The following is a 21,588-nucleotide window of genomic DNA, read 5'->3' as shown; positions in this document are numbered from 1 at the left end:
CTGTGCTTCAGGCGCGGCCGAGCAGTTCCCGGGCCGCCGCGACGATGCCGGCCACCTGTGGCAAGGCCGCCTCTTCCAGGTGCCTGGCATAGGGTATCGGTACTTCCGCGCTGCAAACCCGCGCCGGCGGCGCGTCGAGTTCGTAGAACGCCTGCTCGATGATCCGCGTGATGACCTCGGCGGCCAGGCTGCCGCTGCGCCAGCCTTCGTCGACCAGCAGCACGCGGCGGGTCTTGCGTACCGAGGCCATGAGGGTGGCGTCGTCCAGCGGGCGCAGTACGCGCAGGTCGATGACCTCGGCGTCGATGCCGTCGCTGGCCAGCTGTTCGGCGGCGGCCAGGGTCTTGCCCAGGCTGCCGCCGTAGGTGATCAGGCTCAGGTCGCGGCCGGCGCGGCGCACCTTGGCCGAGCGGATATCCACTTCCGCACTGGTATCCAGTTCGCCTTCCAGGTTGTACAGCTGGCCGTGCTCGAAGATCAGCACCGGGTCGGGGTCCTGCAGTGCCGGCCAGAGCATGCCACGGGCGTCCTCGAGGGTCGCCGGGGCGAGGATCTTCAGCCCGGGGATGTGCGCGAACCAGCCCTCCAGGCTGTGCGAATGCTGCGCGGCCAGCTGGCGTCCGGCACCGGTGGCCATGCGCACGACCAGCGGCACCGAGAACTGCCCGCCGGACATGTGGCGCAGGGTGGCGGCGGTATTGATCAACGGGTCGAGGGCGAGCAGGCAGAAGTTCACCGTCATCACCTCGACGATCGGGCGCATGCCGCCCAGCGCGGCGCCGATGCCGGCCGAGACGAACCCCAGTTCCGACAGCGGCGTGTCACGGATGCGCGCCTCGCCGAACTCCTCGAGCAGGCCCTTGGTCACCGCGTAGGTACCGCCGTAGCGGCCGATATCCTCGCCCATCAGGAACACCCGCGGGTCGCGCTGCAGGGCCTCGCGCAGGGCTTCGCGCAGCGCCTCGCGATAGCTGGTGTGGCTCATGGCTGCGGCTCCGCGGTGTAGACATCGCGTTCCAGAGTCGCCAGCGGCTCCAGGCTGCCGGCCTCGGCGAAAGCCACGGCGGCTTCCACCTCGGCCACCGCTGCGGCCTCGAGGGCGAGAAACGCGGCTTCGTCGAGCAGCCCCTCGGCCTTCAGTTGGGCGCTGTAGGTGTGGATCGGTCCGCGCGTCTTCCACTGCGCTACCTCGGCCTTGTCGCGGTACAGCTCGGGGTCGAACATCGAGTGGGCGCGAAAGCGGTAGGTCTGGTATTCGAGAAATTGTGGTCCGCCGCCGGCGCGGATCTGCTCCGCCGCGGCGCCGGTTGCCGCATGCACGGCGCGCACGTCCATGCCGTCGACCGCCCGCGCCGGCACCTTGAATGCCGCGGCCTTGGCGCACAGGTCAGTCTGCGCCTGCGAGCGTGCCAGCGCGGTACCCATGGCGTAGAGGTTGTTCTCGCAGCAGAACAGCAGCGGCAGCCGCCACAGCGCGGCCAGGTTGAGGGCCTCGGCGGCAGCGCCTTCGGCCAGCGCGCCCTCGCCAAAGAAGCAGGCGACCAGCCGCTGGCCGCCCTGCATCTGCTCGGCCAGCGCCAGGCCAACCGCCAGCGCCAGGCCGCCGGCGACGATGGCGTTGCCACCGTAGAAGCGGGTTGGCGCGTCGAACAGGTGCATCGAGCCGCCGCGCCCGCCCGAGCAGCCTTCCTGCTTGCCGAACATCTCGGCCATGATCGCGTTCATCGACACGCCGTGCAGCAGGGCGTGGCCGTGCTCGCGGTAGTTGGCGACGATCGTATCGTCGGCGCGCAGGGCGTGCAGTGCACCGACTGCCACCGCTTCCTCGCCGATGTACAGGTGCAGGAAGCCACGGATCTTGCCGGCGCCGTACAGCTCGGCGGCACGCTCCTCCATGCGGCGGATGCGCAACATGTCGCGCAGCAGCTGCACGGCCAACGCCGGCGCGGGGAGTGCGCTGCTCATGTGGGGTTCTCCAGGGTCGACAGGTCGCCTTCGGGCAGGCCCAGTTCGTGGGCCTTGAGCAGCCGGCGCATGAGCTTGCCGCTGCGGGTGCGCGGCAGGCTCGGCAGGAAGTCCAGTTCCTTGGGCGCCACTGCGGCACCGAGGCGCTTGCGCGCGTGGCCGAGCAGCTCGTCGTGCAGCGCCGGGCTGGGCCGGTAATCGCCCTTGAGCGAGACGAAGGCCTTGACCGTCTCGCCAACCAGCGGGTCGGGCTTGCCGATCACCGCCGCCTCGGCCACGGCCGGGTGTTCCAGCAGCGCGCTTTCCACCTCGAACGGGCCGATCAGATGGCCGGCGGACTTGATCACGTCGTCGCTGCGGCCGATGAACCAGTAGTAGCCATCGCTGTCGCGGCGGGCGAGGTCGCCGCTCAGGTACCAGTCGCCGGCGAAGCAGCGCCGGTAGCGCTCGTCCTGGCCGAGGTAGGCGCGGAACATGCCCGGCCACGGCTGGCGCAGGGCCAGCTCGCCGAGGGTCTCGTCGGCGAGGATGTCCAGGCGGCCGTCGGCCTCATGGCGGACGATGGCCGCCTCGATGCCCGGCAGCGGCTTGCCCATCGAGCCCGGCTTGATCGGTAGCGCCAGGGTGTTGGCGAGCATGATGCCGCCGGTCTCGGTCTGCCACCAGTTGTCGTGGATTGGCAGGCCGAGGACCTCCTGGCCCCACCAGACCGCCTCGGGGTTGAGCGGCTCGCCGACGCTGGCGATGAAGCGCAGGTGCGGGTAGCGGTGCCCGTGCGCCAGTTCGGCACCGGCCTTCATTAGCAGGCGGATGGCGGTGGGCGCGGTGTACCAGACGCTGACCTGCTCGCGCTCGAGAATGGCGTACCAGCGTTCGGCGTCGAAGTCGGCGCAGTCGACCACCGAGGTCACCCCGAGCAGCAGCGGGGCAAGGATGCCGTAGGAGGTGCCGGTGACCCAGCCGGGGTCGGCGGTGCACCAGAAGATGTCCTCCGGGTGCAGGTCCAGCGCGTACTTGCCGGTGACGTAGTGCAGCAGCGCGGCGCCGTGCACATGCAGCGCGCCCTTCGGCGTGCCGGTGGTACCGCTGGTGAAGTGCAGCAGCGAAGGGCTGTCGCGGCCGGTCGGGGCGACCACGCAGGCGTCGCTCGCCGCGGCCAGCAGGCGCTGCAGGTCGTGGGTGCCGGGCACCTCCGGCGCCGCGCCGTCCTCGTCATACAGCAGCACGTGCTCAAGCAGCGGCAGCTGCTCGCGGATCGCCGCCACCTTGCGCCGGTACAGCGCCGCGCTGGTCAGCAGCACGCTGCCTTCGCCCAGGCGCAGGCGGGTTGCCAGTGGCTCGGGGCCGAAGGCGGAGAACAGCGGCGAGACCACGCAGCCGGCCTTGAGCCCGCCGAGCACGCCCAGGTACAGCTCGAGGCCGCGATTGCACAGCACGAACAGGCGCGCGCCGGGCTGCACGCCGAGGCCGCGCAGCAGGTTGGCGAAGCGGCTGGTCAACCGGGACAGTTCGCCGTAGCTGACTTCGCGGCGGTTGCCGTCGCGGCCAAGCAGGCGCAGGGCGACATGCGCGCCGCGGTGACCCTCGGCATGCCGGTCGACTGCCTCGTAGGCCAGGTTCAGTCCGCCAGCGGGCAGGCCATGCAGATTTTCCGCCTCGGCCGCCCAGGAGAACGCCGCGCGGGCCTCCGCGCTGTCCGGCCAGTTGGGGGTGACCCGCAGGCTGGCGGGCAGCTTGTCGATCAGCTTGGGACGCATGCCGCGATCCTCACTTGATACCCGGCAGCAGCGGCTGACATGTCCGTTCAGCCACCTGCTGTCCATCGGCACCGCTGGTTCCGCGCGGTGCGCACAGGCTTGGGTGTTGCAGAGTTCAACCATAGCCCAGATTGACCGACTGCCTGGTCGGGTGACGCCGGTTGCGGGAAAACCAGCGCCAGGCTTGATCTGCGTCAAGCGCGGCGCGGGCGTGGCCTTCTGCTGGCCAGCAGCCACCGCGGCAAACCACCTGCCGGGCCCTGCCGCGGGGCTTCAGCTGGCGAGAATGGCCTTCATCACATTGCGTGCCTGACGGCCCTCGGGGATGGGCATCAGCGGATAGACGTGGAGCATCCCGGGCATGACCTGGTAGTGCAGTTGCAGGTTGGCGTCTTTGGCCAGGGCCGCGAACCGGCGAGCGTCGGCATGCGCCGCGTCATGGGTGCCGCTGAACAGGGTGAGCGGGCCAAGGCCGGCCAGCTCGCCAAACATCGGGCTGACCAGCGGGTGATCGAGCGACAGGTCACCCTTCCACAAGCTGGCGGCGGTCTGCACCCCGGGCTTGGCCAGCATCGGGTCGAGGGGTTCGATCTGGTCGATCAGCGGGTCGCTGAAGTTGAGGTCCAGCGCCGGTGAAATGAGCAGCGTGTTGCGCAGCGGCGGGTGCCCCTGGTCGCGCAGTTGCATGGCCACGGCCAGGGCAATCGACCCACCCGCCGAGTCACCCATGATGAAGGTGTTTTCGGCGCCTGCCTCGGCGCAGGCCTGCACGGCCAGTTCGGTAATTTGCGGGATAACCGTGCCGGCCGTACCCGTCGGGGCCAGCGGATAGATCGGGATCAGGAAGCGGGTGCCGGTGGCCGTGGCCAGGTCGGCGATCAGGCGCCAGTGCGCGGCGGTGATTTCCCGAATCCAGGCGCCGCCATGCACATAAATCGCACAGCGCGTGGGCTTGGCCTTGAGCGGTACGGCCTCGTAGACAGGCCAGCCATGCACCCGCGTGACCCCCAGCCGCAGGCGCTGGTCGAGCTTGCGCGGCGGACAGTAACTGACCGGCCGCAACGCCAGCTCGGCGATGTGGCCCAGGGTGGCTTCGGCGCTGCTGAAAATCTTCTTGGAACCGCGCAGGCGCATGAGCGGCGGCATGAGTTTGCTGGCAAGGCTCGGCATGTGGGACTCAGGCTCGTTGGATGAGGTCATGGGCAGGGAGAAACGTACACGAAATGCGCGGTCACGGCGCCAGTGCTGGTTGGCTGCGGGCAATAAAGGTGCTGTTTGCGTGAGTGGTTAAACGGGATTTTTCCCGCGTGGGGTGTGTGTCGGGTGGGCGTAGGGTGGGCTTCAGCCCACCGGATGGCGGCGCTCAGCGGTGGTGGGCTGAAGCCCACCCTCCGCCACCCTGCGGCGCCGCATCAAACCAGCACTTATCGGGGATATCGGCAAAGTGAATCGCTCCGCCCCGCCAACGCCGGCTAGTGCGCGGGCTCTTTTTCGGTCAGTGGCTGGCCGGCCGCGCCGGCATAGAACACCACGATCTTCACCGGTACTGCGCCGACATTGCGCCCGTTGTGCAGCGTATTGACCACTTCGGCCAGCATGTCGCCGGCCTTCAGCCGATTCACCGCGCCATTCTTCAAGCGTACCTCCAGTTCGCCTTCCAGCAGCATGCCGAACGAGGGCACCGGGTGCAGGTGCCAGCCGGTTTCACCACCGGGGGCGATCTCGATCAGCATGCCGGTGACTTCGGCCTGGCCGGACGGGTAGGCGAGGGGCTGGCCGTCCCAGCTGGTAGCGGTTTTCAGCTGCGTGGCCACCTTGACGGCCGCCGACTGCTCGAGGGCAAATGCGGCGGGCTGAACGGCCAGCGCCAGGACCATGGCATAGATTGTTCTTGGAATTTTCATGCGGCGGATTTCCTGTCTGATGGTGTTGGTTGCTTTCTCTGCTGCTTGAATGACCGCTCAGGCCTTGGCTGTGATAACGCTAAAGGCCGGAAACCAGAGCGCTTTCCAGCGCTCGATCTTCTGTTCTGCGCTGAGCTGCCCTGGCGAAGCGGCAACCACGTTGCCGAGCGACTCCCGGGCAAACAAGGCTTGCGCATTGACACAGGCATAGTGCTGCGCGCCGTCCTGCCAGTGAGCGCCCAGCAGCTGAGCGCAGGCTGCACAGAAGAGGAACTCGGCGAGTTCAGCACCTTGCCGGGCAATGTTGAGGTTTGCCGCCGTCTCCGTGCGGATGACCACGCGGCCCTTGGGGTCTGACAGGTAGGCGGCCTCGTGCCGCCGGCAAAAACTGCAATCACAGGCTCTGGGACAATAAGTGCCTGGCGCCGAAGCCAGCTCCACCTCCAGGGTAACCTTGCCGCAGCGACAGCCACCCATAAGTCGGTAATTAGCCATGTACCACCTGTGCCTGCACAGCGATTGAAGATAAACGGCAGCGGATTTATTTGATCGGCAGACCGCGTGTGCCAAAGACACATCACCAGGTTGTCCGCGCCGCGTGGAGCACGCCAGCGCCTGTCAGTGCGAGTCATACACCAGACTAGCTAGCCCGGCTCTTTCAGTCACACCCGCAACCGGTTTCCAGTTCCTTGAGGATCGGGCAGTCCGGGCGGTCGTCGCCGTGGCAGTGCTCGACCAGCTCGGCGAGGGTATCGCGCAGGCTGCTGAGTTCGCTGATCTTGCGCTCGAGTTCGGCGATGTGGCCGCTGGCCAGGGCCTTCACCTCGGCGCTGGCGCGCTGGCGGTCCTGCCAGAGGGCGAGCAGCTTGCCGACTTCCTCCAGCGAGAAGCCGAGGTCGCGGGCGCGCTTGATGAAGGCCAGGCGGTTGAGGTCTTGCGCGGCATAGCGGCGATAACCGCTGTCGCTGCGGCCGGCCTGGGGCAACAGGCCGATCGATTCGTAGTAGCGGATCATCTTGGCACTGAGGCCGGATTGCCTGGCGGCTTGACCGATGTTCATGCTGTTCTACCTGTCAATTATCCACTCTCCCTGACCCTCGGCTTTGGCTTCCTACGTCGCTCTACCTCCTGCATCCATGCAGTCGTCTCCCCAATGGGGCGAGGGCACACAAAGCGTAGGGTGGACATCGCGCGCAGCGAATGTCCAGCAACCGCGCACTGGTGGAAAAGGCTGGCGCCGTTTTCCACCCGACAAACGTGCCTGCGGGCTACCGGTCCGGCTTCCAGTAGCTGAGCAGCAGAGCGTTGCTGACCACGCTGACGCTCGACAGCGCCATGGCTGCGCCGGCGATTACCGGGTTGAGCAGGCCGGCGGCGGCCAGCGGGATGCCCACCAGGTTGTAGGCGAAGGCCCAGAACAGGTTCTGCTGGATCTTGGCATAGGTGCGCCGGCTGATCTCCAGCGCCGCCGGGACCAGGCGCGGGTCGCCGCGCATCAGGCTGATGCCGGCCGCCGCCATGGCCACGTCGGTGCCGCCACCCATGGCGATGCCGACATCGGCGGCGGCCAGCGCCGGGGCGTCATTGATGCCGTCGCCGACCATCGCCACCACATGCCCGGCGCGCTTGAGCTCGGCTACCCGCGCGGCCTTGTCGGCCGGCAGCACTTCGGCCTGTACCTGGGTGATGCCCAGCTGGCCGGCGACCACCCCGGCGCTGCCGGGATTGTCGCCGCTGATCAGGTGGCAGGTGACGCCGCGGGCCTGCAGGGCCGCCACGGCGGCCGCGGCGCCCGGCTTGAGGGCGTCGCCGAAGGCCAGCAGGCCGAGCACCTGCGCGCTCGGGCCGAGCTGCAGCAGCCAGGCCAGCGTGCGGCCTTCGGCCTGCCAGGCGGCGGCCAGTTCGGCCAGGTCGGCGGCATCCTGCTGCAATTCCTCCAGCAGGCGCTGATTGCCCAGGGCCAGTTCGCGCTGGCCAACCTGGCCGCGGGTGCCGCGTCCGGCCAGGCTGCGGCTGTTGCCGAGCGCGGGCAGCACCAGCTGGCGTGCCGCGCAGGCCTCCAGCACGGCCTTGGCCAGCGGATGTTCGCTGCCCTGCTGCAGGGCGCCGGCCAGGCGCAGCAAGTCATCCTCGGTGGTGCCGGGGCGGGCCTGCCAGTGCAGTAGCTGCGGGTGCCCGGAGGTCAGCGTGCCGGTCTTGTCGAAGGCCACGTCGGTGACCTTGTGGGCGATCTCCAGCGCTTCGGCGTCCTTGATCAGGATGCCGTGGCGGGCCGCCACGCCGGTGCCGGCCATGATCGCCGCCGGGGTGGCCAGGCCCAGCGCGCAGGGGCAGGCGATCACCAGCACCGACACCGCATTGAGCAGCGCGGTTTCCAGGCCGGCCCCGGCGAGCAGCCAGCCGACCACGGTCAGCGCGGCGATCAGCAGCACCAGCGGGACGAACACCGCGCTGATGCGGTCGACCAGCTTCTGGATCGGCGCCTTGGCGGCCTGCGCGTCCTCGACCAGGCGGATGATCCGCGCCAGCACGCTTTCCGCGCCGAGTGCCCGGGTCACTACCAGCAGTTGCCCGTCGCCGTTGATCGCGCCACCGGTCACCCGGTCGCCGGGCGCCTTGCTGACCGGCAGGCTTTCGCCGCTGATCAGCGACTCGTCGGCCTGGCTCTGCCCTTCGAGGACTTCGCCGTCGGCCGGAAAACGCTCGCCGGGGCGCACCCGCAGCAGGTCGCCGACGCGCAGCTGGTCGATGCCGATCGTCTCATCGCGGCCGTCGACGATGCGCACCGCCTGCTCCGGACGCAGCGCCTGCAGGGCCTTGATCGCCGCGCCGGTCTGGCGCTTGGCGCGGCCTTCGAGAAACTTGCCGAGCAGCACCAGGCTGATCACCACCGCCGACGACTCGAAATACAGGTGTGGCGCATGCCCGGCATGCGCGTCCCACCACAGGTACAGGCTCAGACCGTAGGCGGCGCTGGTGCCGATGGCGACCAGCAGGTCCATGTTGCCGCTGCCGGCGCGCAGGGCATTCCAGCCGGCGCGGTAGAAGCGCGCGCCAAGGTAGAACTGCACCGGCGTGGCCAGCAGCCACTGCAGCCAGGCGGGCGGCATCCACTGCAGGCCGGCCAGGCCGAGCAGCATCGGCGCGGCCAGTGGCAGGGTCAGCAGGATGGCGGCCAGCAGGTGCCAGCGTTCGCGTTGCTGCGGGTCGCCGGCCGGCGTGCTGCCGGCCAGCCGGGCCTGGTAGCCGGCGGCGGCGACGGCGCCGAGCAATGCCGCCGTGCTGGTGCCGGGCAGCAGGCTGAGGCTGGCCTTCTCGCTGGCCAGGTTGACGCTGACCGCGATCACCCCGGGCTGCCCGGCCAGGGCGCGTTCGATGCGCCCGGCACAGCTGGCGCAGGTCATGCCGCTTAGACTCAGCTCCAGGCGCTCGGCCGGTACCTGGTAGCCGGCCTGTTCAACAGCCTGGATCAGCTGCGGCAGGCTCGCCGTGAGGCTTTCGATGTGAGCCTGTTCGCTGGCCAGGTTGACGCTGGCCGAGTGCACGCCGGGCAGCTTGCCGAGGGCGCGCTCGACCCGCCCGGCGCAACTGGCGCAGGTCATGCCGGCGATGGGCAGGGTGAACACCTGGGGGGCGCTGCTGGGCATGTCGGATCGTCCGCTGGTGATAGGCTTGTTAACAGGATCAACCTTGACCTTGGGGTAAGGTCAAGTATTTGTCGCGGTTATTGATCCGGCTCTTGAATAGACTGAACGCGCCTGCCAATCAGGGGCCGGATCAATAGTCATATGCGGAGAGTGGTCATGGGAAACAAGCAGATACTGACTTTCAAGGTCGAGGGCATGTCCTGCCAGCACTGTGTGCGGGCCATTACCGGCGCGATCCAGGCGCTGGATGGCGCGGCGCAGGTGACGGTTGATCTGACTGCAGGGCAGGTAGAGGTAGGCTCGACGCTGGATCAGGGCGAGTTGTTGCGGCTGCTCGACGAGCAGGGTTATCCGGCGCAACCGCTCGCCGGCGGCTGAAAGCCGGTTGCCAGTTTGCTCGCGGTAATGGCTTACAATGGCGGTTTTTACCGAGCTGCTGGGTGGTGAGTCGAATGCGTTGGTCCGCTTGTGTACTGTCGGCGCTTGCCGTCGTGTCCGGTTTCGGCTCTGCGCTGCTGCAGGCCGGGGAAGCTGCGGAAGCGCCTGTGCTGCAGGTCAAGGTCGAAGAAATTCGCCCGGTGGATATCCCGGTGCGCCTGGAATACCCGGGGCGTGCGGCCGGCTACCGCGAAGTGGAAGTGCGCGCCCAGGTCAGCGGCATCCTGCAGGAGCGCACCTACCAGGAGGGCGGCCAGGTCAAGCAGGGGCAGATCCTGTTCCGCATCGATCCGCGCCAGTACGCCGCTGCCCTGGCTCGCGCCAAGGCTGCGCTGGCCCAGGAACAGGCGCGCCTGCGCCAGGCCGAGCGCGATCTCAAGCGCGTGCGCACCATGGCCGACAAGGGGTTTGCCAGCGAGCGCGAGCGCGACAACGCGATCTCCACCTTCGAGCAGACCAAGGCCAACCTGGCCGCCGCCGAAGCCGAGGTGCAGTCGCGCCAGATCGACCTGGACTACACCACGGTGCGCGCGCCGATCAGCGGCATCACCAGCCGCGAGGCGCGTTCCGAAGGCAGCCTGGTGATCGCCGGCGACCCCAGCGCCAGCCTGCTGACCCAGCTCACCCAGCTCGATCCGATCTACGTGAACTTCGCCCTGCCGCAGGATTCCGAAGGCGCGCGCCTGCGCCAGGACTTCGCCAGCGGCAAGCTGGCCAACGCCGACCGGAGCACCCTGAGTGTCGAGGTGCTGCTCAACGACGGTAGCCTCTATCCGCAGCAGGGCCGGGTGGATTTCACCGACAGTCTGGTCGACAAGGGCACCGGCAGCGTCAGTGCGCGGGTGCTGCTGCCCAACCCGCAGCAGAAGTTGCTGCCCGGCCAGTTCGTGCGGATCCGCATCAGCGGCATGCTGCGCCTGCATGCCATCAGTATTCCCGAGCGCGCGGTAGCCCAGCAGGCCTCCGGCCCCTATGTGTTCGTGGTGGATGCAGACGGTGTGGCGCACCAGCGCCCAGTGGTACTCGGCAGCACCACCGGCGGGCGCTGGCTGGTCGAGTCCGGCCTGCAGGCGGGCGACCGGGTGGTGGTCGAGGGCGGACAGAAGCTGCACGCCGACGAGCGGGTGGACGCGGCGGTGGTCGACAGTATCCAGGCCCACGGCCTGATTGAAGAGGTGCGCCGGTGATTTCGCGGTTCTTCATCGACCGGCCGATCTTCGCCGCGGTCATCTCGATCGTCATCGTGCTGGCCGGCCTGGTGGCCATGCGCGAAATGCCGATTGCCCAGTATCCGCCGATCCTGCCGCCGCAGGTCAGCGTCACCGCCAGCTATCCCGGCGCCAGCGCGCAGGTCATCGCGGAAACCGTGGCGGCGCCGCTGGAGCTGGCGATCAACGGCGTCGAGGGGATGATCTACCAGGTCTCCTACGCCGGCGGCGGCAAGCTCAACCTGTCGGTCTACTTCCGCATCGGCACCAGCCCGGGGCAGGCCACCATCGACGTCAACACCCGGGTGCAGGCGGCGCTGGCCAAGCTGCCCGAGGAAGTGCGCCGGCAAGGGGTGAGTGTCGAGAAGAAATCCTCCGACATCCTGCAGGTCATCTCGCTGTATTCGCCGGACGGCACGCAGAGCCCGATCCAGCTGAGCAACTATGCGCTGATCAACGTGATCGACGAGCTCAAGCGGTTGCCCGGGGTCGGCGATGCGCGGCAGTTCGGCTCGATGAACTACTCGATGCGCATCTGGCTGCGGCCGGACAAGCTGGCGCAGTACAACCTGACCTCGGCCGACGTGGTCGCCGCGCTGCGCGAGCAGAATTCGCAGTTCGCCGCCGGCAGCTTCGGCCAGCAGCCGCTGGGCGAACCGCAGGACTTCACCTACACGGTGACCACCCGCGGGCGCATGGCGACGCCCGAGGAATTCGGCGAGGTGATCCTGCGTACCGACGCCAACGGCGCCAGCCTGCTGCTCAAGGATGTGGCGCGGATCGAGCTGGGCGCGCTGGACTACGCGATGATCACCACCCTGAACGGCAAGCAGAATGCCTCGTTCGGCATCTACCTGCAGCCCGGCGCGAACGCCCTGCAGACCGCCCAGGGCGTGCGCGAAACCATGCAGCGCCTGTCCGCGCGCTTCCCCGAGGGCATGGCCTACCGGATTCCCTACGACACCACGCGCTTCGTCGAGGTGTCCATCGAGGAGGTGCTGAAGACCTTCGCCGAGGCCCTGTTGCTGGTGGTGCTGGTGGTGTTCCTGTTCCTGCAGAACTGGCGCGCCAGCCTGATCCCGGTGCTGGCGATCCCGGTATCGCTGATCGGCACCTTCGCCGGCATGTACGCGCTGGGCTTTTCCATCAACCTGCTGACCCTGTTCGGCATGGTGCTGGCCATCGGCATCGTGGTCGACGACGCGATCGTGGTGATCGAGAACGTCGAGCGGGTGATGGCCACGGACAAGCTCTCGCCGCGTGACGCCGCGATCAAGGCGATGCAGGAGGTGACCGGGCCGATCATCGCCATCGTCCTGGTGCTCTGTGCGGTGTTCGTGCCGGTGGCCTTCCTCGGCGGCCTGGCCGGCGAGATGTACCGCCAGTTCGCGATCACCATCGCCATCTCGGTGGTGATCTCCGGGATCGTCGCGCTGACCCTCTCGCCGGCACTCTGCGCCCTGCTGCTCAAGCCCGGGCATGAGGAGCCGGCCGCGCTGTTCCGCTGGTTCAACCGCAGCTTCGAGCGGCTGACGCAGCGCTACGCCGCCGGCGTGGCGTTCTTCCTCAAGCGCAGCCTGCTCGGCGTGGCGCTGTTCGGGCTGATGATCCTGCTCACCGCCGGGCTGTTTTCCCGGGTGCCCGGCTCGCTGGTACCGAGCGAGGACCAGGGCTATGTGCTGGCCACCTACGCGCTGCCGCCGGCGGCCTCGCTGACGCGCACGGAAAAGCTCACCAGCGCGATGACCGCGCAACTGGTCGCCCATCCGGCGGTCAAGGATGTGGTCACCTTCACCGGCTACGACATCCTCAGCTCCGGCACCAACAGCTATTCCGGGGTGTCCTTCGTGCCCCTGCAGGACTGGAGCCAGCGCCCGGGCGCGGCGCTGGATGCGCGCAACCTGGTGGATGAGTTCAAGAAGCTGGCCGACGGCCAGAGCGATGGCAGCATGTATGCCTTCAATCCGCCGCCGATCACCGGCATGAGCACCACCGGCGGTTTCGAGGGCTTCGTGCAGGACCGCCATGGCGGCAGCATCGAGCAGATGGAGGCCAAGCTCGACGAGTTCATCGCGGCGCTGGAACAGCGCCCGGAACTGACCTCGCTGAAGACCACCTTCAGCGCCTCGGTGCCGCAGTACTACATCGACCTCGACCGCAACCGCGCGCGGGCGCTGGGGGTGGCGGTGAATGACGTGTTCACCGCCATGCAGTCGACCTTCGGCAGCTACTACGTCAACGACTTCACCCTGGCCGGGCGCATCTGGCAGGTCAGCCTGCAGTCGGATGCCGACTTCCGCCGTAAACCGGAAGACCTGGCCCAGGTCTATGTGCGCTCGAAAAGCGGCGAACTGGTGCCGCTGTCGACCCTGATCGAGGCCAAGCGCATCCTCGGCCCGGACATCTACACGCGCTTCAACGGTTACCCGTCGGCCAAGCTGCTCGGCGCGCCGGCCGACGGCTACAGCAGCGGCCAGGCCCTGGCGGCGGTGCAGGAGGTCGCAGACCAGGTGCTCGGCACGGATTACGTGATGGGCTGGACCGGCTCGGCGTACCAGGAGATCGCCAGCCAGGGCAAGGGCAACCTGGCCTTCGTCTACGGCCTGATCATGGTGTTCCTGATCCTTGCCGCGCAGTACGAGCGCTGGAGCCTGCCGCTGGCGGTGGTCACCGCGGTGCCGTTCGCGGTGTTCGGCGCGATTCTCGCGGTGTGGCTGCGCGGCCTGGAAAACGACCTGTATTTCCAGGTCGGGCTGATCACCCTGATCGGCCTGGCGGCGAAGAACGCGATCCTCATCGTCGAGTTCGCCGTGCTCTGCCGCGAGCGCGGCATGAACCGCCTGGACGCGGCGCTGCATGCGGCCAGGCTGCGCTTCCGGCCGATCGTGATGACTTCGCTGGCGTTCATCCTCGGCTGCGTGCCGCTGGCGATCAGCAGCGGCGCCGGCTCGGCCGGGCGCCAGTCGATCGGCACCGGGGTGATCGGCGGCATGCTGGCGGCGACCCTGCTGGCAACCTTCCTGATCCCGATGTTCTTCCTGCTGGTGGAGAAGTTCGCCAGCCGCGGGCGCGAGTAGCCGGCCCGCCGGGCAGGCCGGGTCTTGCCCGGCCTTCAACGGATCGCCGGCTGCCGCGCTCAGGGTTTCTCGAAGGCTGCGGCGACCCCGTCATGCAGCGGCAGGCCGTAGCTGTGCAGGGCCTGCTGCGCTGAAATCTGCGCGCCCTGGACGCTGCCCAGCTGCAGCCAGCCCAGGTTCGGCTCGAACAGCAGGCGCACCAGTGCCTCGACTTCCTTGCTGGCCAGGCTGGCATCGCCGAGCAGCAGGCTGCTCACCGCCAGCGTGCTGACCGCCTCTGGCTGCTGCGGATAGCTGCCGGCGGCGATGCTGAACGGCAGGCTGCCGGGGCGGCTCTGCAGCAGGCGCTGGATCGCTTCTGGCTGCAGCGGCAGCAGGCGCAGGTGCAGGTCTTCGCTGGCGGCGCGGATGGCATCGGCGGGCAGGCCGATGACCTGGATCAGCCCGTCAATCCGGCCGTCGCGCAAGGCCGTCAGGGCCGCCTGCAAGTCCAGGCTGCTGGCTGCGGCGAGGTCCGCCACCTGCAGGTCGTGCGCGGCCAGCACCGCCAGCGCGGTGTCGCGCGAGGCCGAACCGGGCAGGCCCAGGTTGATGCGCTTGCCGCGCAACTGGCGGATGTCCTGCGGACCATCGGCGCGCACCAGCACCTGCACCGGTTCCGGGTAGAGGTTGGCCAGCACGCGCAGGCCGCTGTAAGCGCCGCGTTCGGCAAACGGCGCGGTGCCGTTGAAGGCCTGCCAGGCCACATCGCTCTGCGACAGGGCGAGGCTGCTGCTGCCTTCGCGCAGCATGTCGAGGTTGGTTTTGCCACCTTCGGTCAGCAGCGGCCGGATGAGGATCCTGTGCTCTGCCGCCAGTTTCGCCAGGGCTTCGGCAAAGCGGCTGTACTGCCCGCTTTCGGGGCCGCTGGCGAGGGCGTAGCCGTGGTGGCTGCGGGCGATGCGGCCTTCGATGCTGTTCAGGCCGCGGGCCATCTCCTCGTCGATGATCTTGCGCTCGGCCGGGCCGGTGCCCTCCGGAGACAGGTGCAGCGCGGTGCTGATGGCGCTGATCAGCTGCTCGCGCTGGGTGTCCGCGGCGCTCACCGGCTGCGCGACGGTGGTCGGGCTGAAACCCTGCGGTGTTGCCAGTTGCCAGCCATCGGCGCTGGCCTGGTAGATCAGGCTGCCGTGCACCCGCAGGCGGTCGCCGGCCTGGTTGCCGCCGCTTTCGATACCGCTCAGGCCGCGCGGCCCGGCGCCCAGCAGGCTGACCAGGCTGGCGATCCCGGGCACGTCCCAGCGCGCGAAGTCGCGGTCCTGCAGCAGTTCCAGGGTGGCATCGAAATACACCACGCGGCGTTCGCTGCCAGCCGGTGCCCGGGCGTCGGTGGCCGAACCCTGGCGGCGGAATTCGACGATGCGCAGGCTGTCGGCGCCGAGGGTCTGCTGCAGGCGCTGCTCGAGGTCGGTGCGCAGGGTGTTGCTGTCCGGGCCGCGGCCGCAGGCGGCGAGCAGCAGGCACAGGCCCAGCAGAAGGATGCGCGGCATGTTCAACCTCCGATCCAGGACAGTGAAATGAACCCGGTAAGGACCAGGGCGTTGAGCAGGTCAATGAGGAAGGCCCCGACCAGCGGCACCACGACAAACGCCTGCGGGGCTGGCCCGTAGCGCTGGGCGATGGCCTGCATGTTGGCGATCGCGGTCGCCGTGGCGCCCATGGCGAAGCCGCAGAACGCCGCCGACATCACCGCGGCCTCGTAGTCGCGACCGACCGCGCGGAAGGTCAGCAGGGCACCGAACAGCAGCACCAGTGCGGCCTGGCAGAGCAGGATCAGCAGCAGCGGGCCGGCCAGGGCGAACACGCTGCTCAGGCTCAGCGCCATCATGGTGATGGCGAGGAACAGCGAGAGGTTGAGCGAGGAGATGAACTCGATCGCCGGTGCGTTCAGTTGCAGGCCGAGCGGGCGGCCGAGGTTGCGGATCAGCACGCCGAGCAGCAGGCACCAGAGGAAGCTGGGCAGGGTCACGCCGCTGTTGGCAAACAGTTCGGCAATCGCCTGGCCACCGAGCACCGCGGCCAGGGTCGCGGCGAGTACCGGCAGGAAGCTGCCGGCGCTGAGGGCGGCATGGCTGGGGTCGGGCTCGCCCGGCGTGGCTGCGCTTGGCGCGGGCGCCCCCGCCAGCTGGTGGCGCTTGATCAGCCACTGCGCCAGCGGCCCGCCGGTGATCCCGCCGAGCACCAGGCCGAGGGTGGCGGCGGTCATCGACAGTTCCATCACCGACTGGATGTTGTGCTGCTCGGCAAAGGTCTGCGCATAGGCGGCGCCGGTGCCGTGGCCGCCGATCAGGGTGATGCTGCCGCCGACCAGGCCCATCAGCGGGTGCATGTCCAGGCCCAGGGCCAGCAGGATGCCGAGGGCGTTCTGCAGCAACAGGAACGGAATCAGCACCAGCACGAACAGCAGCAGGCGCTTGCCGCCCTTGCCCAGCAGGCTGAGGTCGGCGGACAGGCCGACGGCGGCGAAGAAGGTCAGCAGCAGGATCGGCTTGAGCGTGCTGTCGAAGCTCAGGCTCAGGCCGCTCAGCGGTTCCAGCACCGCCAGAACGATGGCCAGCAGCAGACCGCCGGTGATCGGTTCGGGGATGTTGTAGCGCGCCAGGGGGGCGATCAGTCGGTTCAGCAGGTGGCCGAGCAGCAGCACCAGGGCCGCGGCCAGCAGGGTTTCAACCGGTTGTAGAGTCACTCTCTGCTCCTTGTGCCGGCAGCCGGAGTGGCTGCGTGTTGCGCCGTGGCTTGGTCATGCGCTGTGCCGGGCGCGTTCATCCGTTTTCAGCCTGTTTGCAGTATTGGGCCAGCCGCACGCGGTTGATCGATTGATGCCCGTGCCCGCCTTTGACGATGCCGTCCAGCTCAAGGACTTTCATGGCCTGGCTCAGGCGCGGGCGACTGAGGCCGAGCATTTGTGCCAGCAACTCATGGGAGAGCCGGTCGGTCAGGCTGATCCATTCCTGGCCAGGCTCGGCGGCGAGCAATTCGGGCAGCAGTTGCAGTCGGTAGGCCAGCCGCACCTCGGGGCTCTGCAGCTTGTTCTGCAGGCTCATCCAGCACGCCTGCTTGAGCTTGACCGAGGCATCCTGCAACAGGTTGCGGTAGATCACCGGCCAGCGATCGCAGAAGGCCAGGAAGCTCTCGCGGGGCAGGAACAGCACCTGGCTCGCGCGCAACGCCGTGCAGTTGGCCAGGTAGGGGGCGCCTTCGAACAGCGCCGCCTCACCCAGCCAGCCACCGGCGCCGATCACCGTTACCGTGGCCTCCTGGCCTTCGCGGTTGCTCAGGGCAATCTTGAAGTTTCCGCCGAGCACGCCGTACACCCCGCGCGGTTGTTCGCCGGCGCAGTACAGGGCGGCGTTGCTGGCGTAACTGCGCTGGACACCCGCGGCAGCCAGTTGCTGCAAATCGCCGGGGGGTACGCCGTCGAACCAGCGGTAGGCGAAAATCGGATCAAGCACAGGCAGGCTCCCAGTGGTTTGACGCGGGCCGGGGTTGTCATCTGGATGACAGCCTGGCCGGGCGCGCGGCCCTAAGCTGCGGGCTGACTGGAAGTGTGCGTCAGGGGGCTGGCCGCTAGCAATACGCGCAGACCCTGGGGCGGTGGTTCAATAAATCAGTGGAGATCGGCTATGCGTAAAAGGTTGCTTGGCGTGGTTCTGGCGGTGGGTGGTTTGCTGGCCCTGGCGGTGTTCAACGCGCCGGATCTCAAGGCTATTCGACCGAGCCTCGAGCCGGTGGCCAATGCCGAGGTGGAGCGCACCAACCAGCTGTCAGGGCTGAACAGCTGCTTCTGGGTCGGCACGGTCAGCCCGTCGACCCTGAACATCCTGTTTCCCGATGCCGGGGCGCTGTACTGGGTGACCCAGGTCCGTCTGCCCAAGGGCGCCAAGCTGGCGCTGGAAGGCCAGTATCCGCATGCGCGGCATATGTCGTTCAATGCCTACGTTGGCGGCGCACCGGTGGACCGGATCAATGACCTGCTGATTCCACCGCTGCCGGGCGCCAGCAACCCGTTCCTGCCGGGCGCTGCGCGTGACTCACGGCAGCGCGGGTACCGGGTCGAGATTGCCGAGCGCGCGCTGGTGCCGGGTGAGGTGCTGGATGATGCCAGCCGCCAGCCCGGCACACTCTACGTGCCGCAAGGCGAGAACCTGCAGCAACTGTATTACCGGGTCTATGTGCCGGATCAGGGGCTGGACATCCAGGGGGGCGTACCCTTGCCCGAGCCGCTGCTGACCCTGGCGGATGGCCAGCAGTTGCGTGGCGAGGCGCTGTGCAAGGCGGTGGTGGTCAGGGACGCCGCGATCAACGATGTACGCGCGCCGGCAGAAGCACTCAATGCAATGAAGCAGATTGCCGGGGCCACCTCGCCCTACCATCCGGCGCAGCTTGCGCCGGCCTGGAATGCCTTCTTCAATGCGCCGCTGGCGGCGACCAACCTGCTGCAGGGCACGCCCTATGCGCTGCTGCGCCAGTTTATGGACAGCACCCGGCGCGGCGGCTTCTTCAGCACGATCGACAACACCTACATGAGTACCTATGTCGACAACCGCATCGGTGACGTGCTGGTGCTGCAGGCCAAGGCGCCGACCACGCCCCATACGCGCTCCGGGGAAACGACCATGCAGGCGGCCCAGTTGCGCTACTGGTCGCTGTGCAAATACCGCTCGCTGAGTGACACGGCGGTGGATGGCTGTCTCTATGACGAACAGGTGCCGGTGGATGCGGCAGGCGACTACACCATCGTCGTGTCCACCGCCGCCCAGCGCCCGGCCAATGCCCGCGCCGAGTGCGGGGTGGCCTGGCTGGACTGGGGCACTGCTGGCGACGGGATTGGCAATCCGCACGGCGGTTTTCTGGTGTTCCGCCACATGATGCCGGCGGCGGACTTCACCCGGAGCCTGTTTGCCACGCACAAACCCGGCGAAGAACAGCAGGTGCTGGGCGAGTTCTACCCACGCCCCCGCTATCAGTCCAGGGCCGAGTTCGAGCAGCGCGGCTGCAAGCGCTGAGTGGCTGGACGCCGGGCCCGAGCAAGCCTGGCCTGCTAGCGGGTTGTCGCCAGCGCGGCAAGAAAGCTTTCCAGCACCAGGTTCGGCCGCCGGCCCTTGCGCGTGACGGCGGCCAGGCTCAGGTCGTAGTGCCGGCTGGCCGGCTTGAGCGCGCGCAGGCGGCCTTCCTTGAGCCAGACCTCGGCGTAGTGGTCCGGCAGGTAGCCGATGTAGCGTCCGGTGAGGATGAGGAAGGCCATGCCTTCGCGGTCGCTGGCGCTGGCCGTGCAGTTCAGCGCCTGGTAGCAGGCCTGCGCCTCGGCGGGCAGGCGGAAGGTCGGCGCGATGGCGTCCTGGTCGTTCAGCCGGGCATCCTCCAGCTGCGCGTCGTCGACATAGAACAGCGGGTGGCCGACCGCGCAGTAGAGCAGCGAGCGCTCGTGGTACAGGTGCAGGTAATCCAGCCCGGACAGGCTGCCGGCCTGCGGCACCACGCCGACCTGCAGGCTGCCGCCGAGCACGCCCTGCTCGACTTCGCTGGGCGGGGTCATGCGGATGTTGATGCGCACGTCCGGGCCGAGCGCCTTGAGCTGGGCCAGGGCATTGGTGATGCGCATGTAGGGCAGCGTCACCAGGTTGTCGGTGAGGCCGATGTTCAGCTCGCCGCGCAGGTTGCGGTGCAGGCCGTTGACCTCGCTGCGGAAGGTTTCCAGGGCGCCGAGCAGTTGCTGGGCGGACTGGTAGACCTCGCGCCCCTCGTCGGTCAGGGCGAAGCCGGCGCGCCCGCGCTGGCACAGGCGCAGGCCGAGGCGCTGTTCCAGGTCGCTCATGTGCAGGCTGATCGCCGAGCGGCCGATGCCCAGCACGCTCTCGGCGGCGGAGAAGCCGCCACAGTCGACCACGCTGCGGAAGATGCGCAGCAGGCGGATTTCAAAGTCGCTGACCTGGGCCAGTGGATCGGGACGGCGGGTGCTCATAGTTTGATGAAACCTAAACTTAAGATTGAAAAAGCAGGATTTTACTGACTTTAAGCCTCTGGCAATTTAGCTGCAACCCGTAGGAGCGAGCGTGCTCGCGATGCGCGTGTGTTGTTCCTGATCGCGAGCAAGCGCGCTCCTGCAAACGCAATTGACCCTGCCCCGAGGCCAGCCCCATGACCATGCCCGAAACCGCCCCGCTGATTTCCAGCCAGTTGAAGCTCGACGCGCACTGGATGCCGTTCTCCTCGAACCGCAACTTCAAGCGTGACCCGCGCATCATCGTCGGCGCCGATGGCCGTTACTTCATCGACGAAAAGGGCCGGCGCATCTTCGACAGCCTGTCCGGGCTGTGGACCTGCGGCGCCGGGCACAACCGCAAGGAAATCCAGGAGGCGGTGTCCCGGCAGCTGGGCGCCCTCGATTACGCGCCGGGCTTCCAGTACGGCCATCCGCTGTCCTACCAGCTGGCCGAGAAAATCACCGAGCTGACTCCGGCCGGCCTCGATCACGTGTTCTACACCGACTCCGGTTCCGAGTGTGCCGACACCGCGGTGAAGATGGCGCGGGCCTACTGGCGGCTGAAGGGCCAGCCGAGCAAGACCAAGTTCATCGGCCGGGCGCGTGGCTATCACGGGGTGAACATCGCCGGTACCTCGCTCGGTGGCATCGGCGGCAACCGCAAGATGTTCGGCCAGATGATGGACGCCGACCACCTGCCACACACCCTGCAGCCGCACCTGGCCTATACCAGGGGCATGGCCGAGACCGGCGGCGTGGAGCTGGCCAACGAACTGCTGAAGCTGATCGAACTGCATGACGCCTCGAACATCGCGGCGGTGATCGTCGAGCCGATGTCCGGTTCCGCCGGCGTGATCGTGCCGCCGCAGGGTTACCTGCAACGCCTGCGCGAGATCTGCACCCAGCACGGCATCCTGCTGATCTTCGACGAAGTGATCACCGCCTTCGGCCGCATGGGCAAGTGGACCGGCGCCGAGTACTTCGGTGTCACCCCGGACATCATGAACACCGCCAAGCAGGTGACCAACGGCGCCATCCCGATGGGCGCGGTGATCGCCTCCAGCGAGATCTACAACACCTTCATGAACCAGGCGACGCCGGAGCACATGGTCGAATTCGGCCACGGCTACACCTACTCCGGCCACCCGGTGGCCTGCGCCGCCGGCCTGGCGACCCTGGAACTGCTCAAGCGCGACCAGCTGATCGAGCAATCCGCCGCCCTGGCGCCGGTGTTTGAGCAGAAGCTGCACGGCCTCAAGGGCAGCAAAAACGTGGTCGATATCCGCAACTGCGGCCTGGCCGGCGCGATCCAGATCACCCCGCGCGACGGCGACGGCGTGATCCGTCCGTTCGAAGCCGGCATCAAGCTGTGGAACGCCGGTTTTTACGTGCGCTTCGGCGGCGACACCCTGCAGTTCGGGCCGACCTTCAACACCCAGCCGGAAGAACTGGACACCCTGTTCAACGCGGTTGGCGATGTGCTGAACACGCTGGATTGATGCTTTTCCTCCCCTCGCCCATGCATGGGAGAGGGGCCGGGGGAGAGGGTATGGCCCGACCACCCTCTCCC

At 68.0% G+C, this 21,588-nt stretch carries 17 protein-coding genes; 5 read left to right on the top strand and 12 right to left on the bottom strand.

What is annotated here, in order from left to right:
• Positions 1-7 precede the first annotated feature (7 nt).
• The 8 genes from ISX93_RS16660 to ISX93_RS16625 form a co-directional block, all read right to left on the bottom strand.
• Complete coding sequence (locus ISX93_RS16660) at positions 8-985, bottom strand: alpha-ketoacid dehydrogenase subunit beta (protein ID WP_195779887.1); 978 nt, start codon at positions 983-985, stop codon at positions 8-10.
• Complete coding sequence (gene pdhA, locus ISX93_RS16655; protein ID WP_195779886.1) at positions 982-1,965, bottom strand: pyruvate dehydrogenase (acetyl-transferring) E1 component subunit alpha; 984 nt, start codon at positions 1,963-1,965, stop codon at positions 982-984. Before pdhA ends, ISX93_RS16660 begins: the two co-directional genes overlap by 4 nt.
• Positions 1,962-3,722, bottom strand: a complete 1,761-nt coding sequence (acsA, locus tag ISX93_RS16650; protein ID WP_195779885.1) for an acetate--CoA ligase — start codon at positions 3,720-3,722, stop codon at positions 1,962-1,964. The genes pdhA and acsA overlap by 4 nt, the downstream gene beginning before the upstream one ends.
• Positions 3,723-3,995: 273 nt before the next feature.
• Positions 3,996-4,892 carry an alpha/beta hydrolase fold domain-containing protein gene (locus ISX93_RS16645; protein ID WP_195779884.1) on the bottom strand — a complete coding sequence of 299 codons (897 nt, stop codon included), beginning with the start codon at positions 4,890-4,892 and terminating at the stop codon, positions 3,996-3,998.
• 302 nt (positions 4,893-5,194) lie between these two features.
• On the bottom strand, positions 5,195-5,626 hold the full coding sequence (locus ISX93_RS16640) for a cupin domain-containing protein (RefSeq protein WP_195779883.1): 432 nt from the start codon (positions 5,624-5,626) through the stop codon (positions 5,195-5,197).
• 57 nt (positions 5,627-5,683) lie between these two features.
• Complete coding sequence (locus ISX93_RS16635; RefSeq protein ID WP_442793305.1) at positions 5,684-6,103, bottom strand: GFA family protein; 420 nt, start codon at positions 6,101-6,103, stop codon at positions 5,684-5,686.
• A gap of 181 nt (positions 6,104-6,284) precedes the next feature.
• On the bottom strand, positions 6,285-6,686 hold the full coding sequence (gene cueR / locus ISX93_RS16630) for a Cu(I)-responsive transcriptional regulator (RefSeq protein ID WP_195779881.1): 402 nt from the start codon (positions 6,684-6,686) through the stop codon (positions 6,285-6,287).
• 208 nt (positions 6,687-6,894) lie between these two features.
• On the bottom strand, positions 6,895-9,273 hold the full coding sequence (locus ISX93_RS16625) for a heavy metal translocating P-type ATPase (RefSeq protein WP_195779880.1): 2,379 nt from the start codon (positions 9,271-9,273) through the stop codon (positions 6,895-6,897).
• A 156-nt stretch (positions 9,274-9,429) separates the two neighbouring features.
• On the opposite strand from ISX93_RS16625, the gene ISX93_RS16620 reads away from it, so the two are divergent.
• From ISX93_RS16620 to ISX93_RS16610, 3 genes are all read left to right on the top strand, one after another.
• Positions 9,430-9,651 carry a heavy-metal-associated domain-containing protein gene (locus ISX93_RS16620; protein ID WP_229732262.1) on the top strand — a complete coding sequence of 74 codons (222 nt, stop codon included), beginning with the start codon at positions 9,430-9,432 and terminating at the stop codon, positions 9,649-9,651.
• Between the two features lie 74 nt (positions 9,652-9,725).
• Positions 9,726-10,898, top strand: a complete 1,173-nt coding sequence (locus tag ISX93_RS16615; protein WP_195779879.1) for an efflux RND transporter periplasmic adaptor subunit — start codon at positions 9,726-9,728, stop codon at positions 10,896-10,898.
• On the top strand, positions 10,895-13,996 hold the full coding sequence (locus ISX93_RS16610) for an efflux RND transporter permease subunit (protein WP_308705349.1): 3,102 nt from the start codon (positions 10,895-10,897) through the stop codon (positions 13,994-13,996). The genes ISX93_RS16615 and ISX93_RS16610 overlap by 4 nt, the downstream gene beginning before the upstream one ends.
• Before the next feature lie 59 nt (positions 13,997-14,055).
• Here ISX93_RS16610 and ISX93_RS16605 read toward each other — a convergent pair whose 3' ends face one another.
• The 3 genes from ISX93_RS16605 to ISX93_RS16595 form a co-directional block, all read right to left on the bottom strand.
• On the bottom strand, positions 14,056-15,525 hold the full coding sequence (locus tag ISX93_RS16605; protein WP_195779878.1) for a TAXI family TRAP transporter solute-binding subunit: 1,470 nt from the start codon (positions 15,523-15,525) through the stop codon (positions 14,056-14,058).
• Between the two features lie 2 nt (positions 15,526-15,527).
• Positions 15,528-16,721 carry a sodium/glutamate symporter gene (gltS, locus tag ISX93_RS16600; RefSeq protein WP_195779877.1) on the bottom strand — a complete coding sequence of 398 codons (1,194 nt, stop codon included), beginning with the start codon at positions 16,719-16,721 and terminating at the stop codon, positions 15,528-15,530.
• A gap of 76 nt (positions 16,722-16,797) precedes the next feature.
• Positions 16,798-17,487: a Crp/Fnr family transcriptional regulator gene (locus tag ISX93_RS16595; RefSeq protein ID WP_195779876.1), complete on the bottom strand. Its 690-nt coding sequence runs from the start codon at positions 17,485-17,487 to the stop codon at positions 16,798-16,800.
• 171 nt (positions 17,488-17,658) lie between these two features.
• On the opposite strand from ISX93_RS16595, the gene ISX93_RS16590 reads away from it, so the two are divergent.
• Positions 17,659-19,041, top strand: coding sequence for a hypothetical protein (locus ISX93_RS16590; protein ID WP_195779875.1), 1,383 nt, complete (start codon positions 17,659-17,661; stop codon positions 19,039-19,041).
• A 35-nt stretch (positions 19,042-19,076) separates the two neighbouring features.
• Here ISX93_RS16590 and ISX93_RS16585 read toward each other — a convergent pair whose 3' ends face one another.
• Positions 19,077-19,997: a LysR family transcriptional regulator gene (locus ISX93_RS16585; protein WP_195779874.1), complete on the bottom strand. Its 921-nt coding sequence runs from the start codon at positions 19,995-19,997 to the stop codon at positions 19,077-19,079.
• Between the two features lie 176 nt (positions 19,998-20,173).
• Between ISX93_RS16585 and ISX93_RS16580 the strand changes: the two genes are divergently transcribed.
• Entirely contained in the window at positions 20,174-21,517 is a 1,344-nt protein-coding gene (locus ISX93_RS16580) for an aspartate aminotransferase family protein (RefSeq protein ID WP_195779873.1), read from the top strand.
• Positions 21,518-21,588: the final 71 nt, after the last annotated feature.

This window comes from Pseudomonas sp. N040 (assembly GCF_015637705.1).
In the GTDB taxonomy this organism is placed as follows: domain Bacteria; phylum Pseudomonadota; class Gammaproteobacteria; order Pseudomonadales; family Pseudomonadaceae; genus Aquipseudomonas.
This window is presented reverse-complemented; position numbering and strand designations above follow the sequence as displayed.

What these genes read in the sequence shown, in the direction of transcription:
- cueR (WP_195779881.1), bottom strand. Translation starts at nt 6,686, where the DNA reads ATGAACATCGGTCAAGCCGCCAGGCAATCCGGCCTCAGTGCCAAGATG.
- ISX93_RS16615 (WP_195779879.1), top strand. Translation starts at nt 9,726, where the DNA reads ATGCGTTGGTCCGCTTGTGTACTGTCGGCGCTTGCCGTCGTGTCCGGT.
- ISX93_RS16605 (WP_195779878.1), bottom strand. Translation starts at nt 15,525, where the DNA reads ATGCCGCGCATCCTTCTGCTGGGCCTGTGCCTGCTGCTCGCCGCCTGC.
- ISX93_RS16625 (WP_195779880.1), bottom strand. Translation starts at nt 9,273, where the DNA reads ATGCCCAGCAGCGCCCCCCAGGTGTTCACCCTGCCCATCGCCGGCATG.
- ISX93_RS16645 (WP_195779884.1), bottom strand. Translation starts at nt 4,892, where the DNA reads ATGCCGAGCCTTGCCAGCAAACTCATGCCGCCGCTCATGCGCCTGCGC.
- ISX93_RS16660 (WP_195779887.1), bottom strand. Translation starts at nt 985, where the DNA reads ATGAGCCACACCAGCTATCGCGAGGCGCTGCGCGAAGCCCTGCGCGAG.
- ISX93_RS16585 (WP_195779874.1), bottom strand. Translation starts at nt 19,997, where the DNA reads ATGAGCACCCGCCGTCCCGATCCACTGGCCCAGGTCAGCGACTTTGAA.
- pdhA (WP_195779886.1), bottom strand. Translation starts at nt 1,965, where the DNA reads ATGAGCAGCGCACTCCCCGCGCCGGCGTTGGCCGTGCAGCTGCTGCGC.
- ISX93_RS16620 (WP_229732262.1), top strand. Translation starts at nt 9,430, where the DNA reads ATGGGAAACAAGCAGATACTGACTTTCAAGGTCGAGGGCATGTCCTGC.
- acsA (WP_195779885.1), bottom strand. Translation starts at nt 3,722, where the DNA reads ATGCGTCCCAAGCTGATCGACAAGCTGCCCGCCAGCCTGCGGGTCACC.
- ISX93_RS16640 (WP_195779883.1), bottom strand. Translation starts at nt 5,626, where the DNA reads ATGAAAATTCCAAGAACAATCTATGCCATGGTCCTGGCGCTGGCCGTT.
- ISX93_RS16590 (WP_195779875.1), top strand. Translation starts at nt 17,659, where the DNA reads ATGCGTAAAAGGTTGCTTGGCGTGGTTCTGGCGGTGGGTGGTTTGCTG.
- ISX93_RS16580 (WP_195779873.1), top strand. Translation starts at nt 20,174, where the DNA reads ATGACCATGCCCGAAACCGCCCCGCTGATTTCCAGCCAGTTGAAGCTC.
- ISX93_RS16635 (WP_442793305.1), bottom strand. Translation starts at nt 6,103, where the DNA reads ATGGGTGGCTGTCGCTGCGGCAAGGTTACCCTGGAGGTGGAGCTGGCT.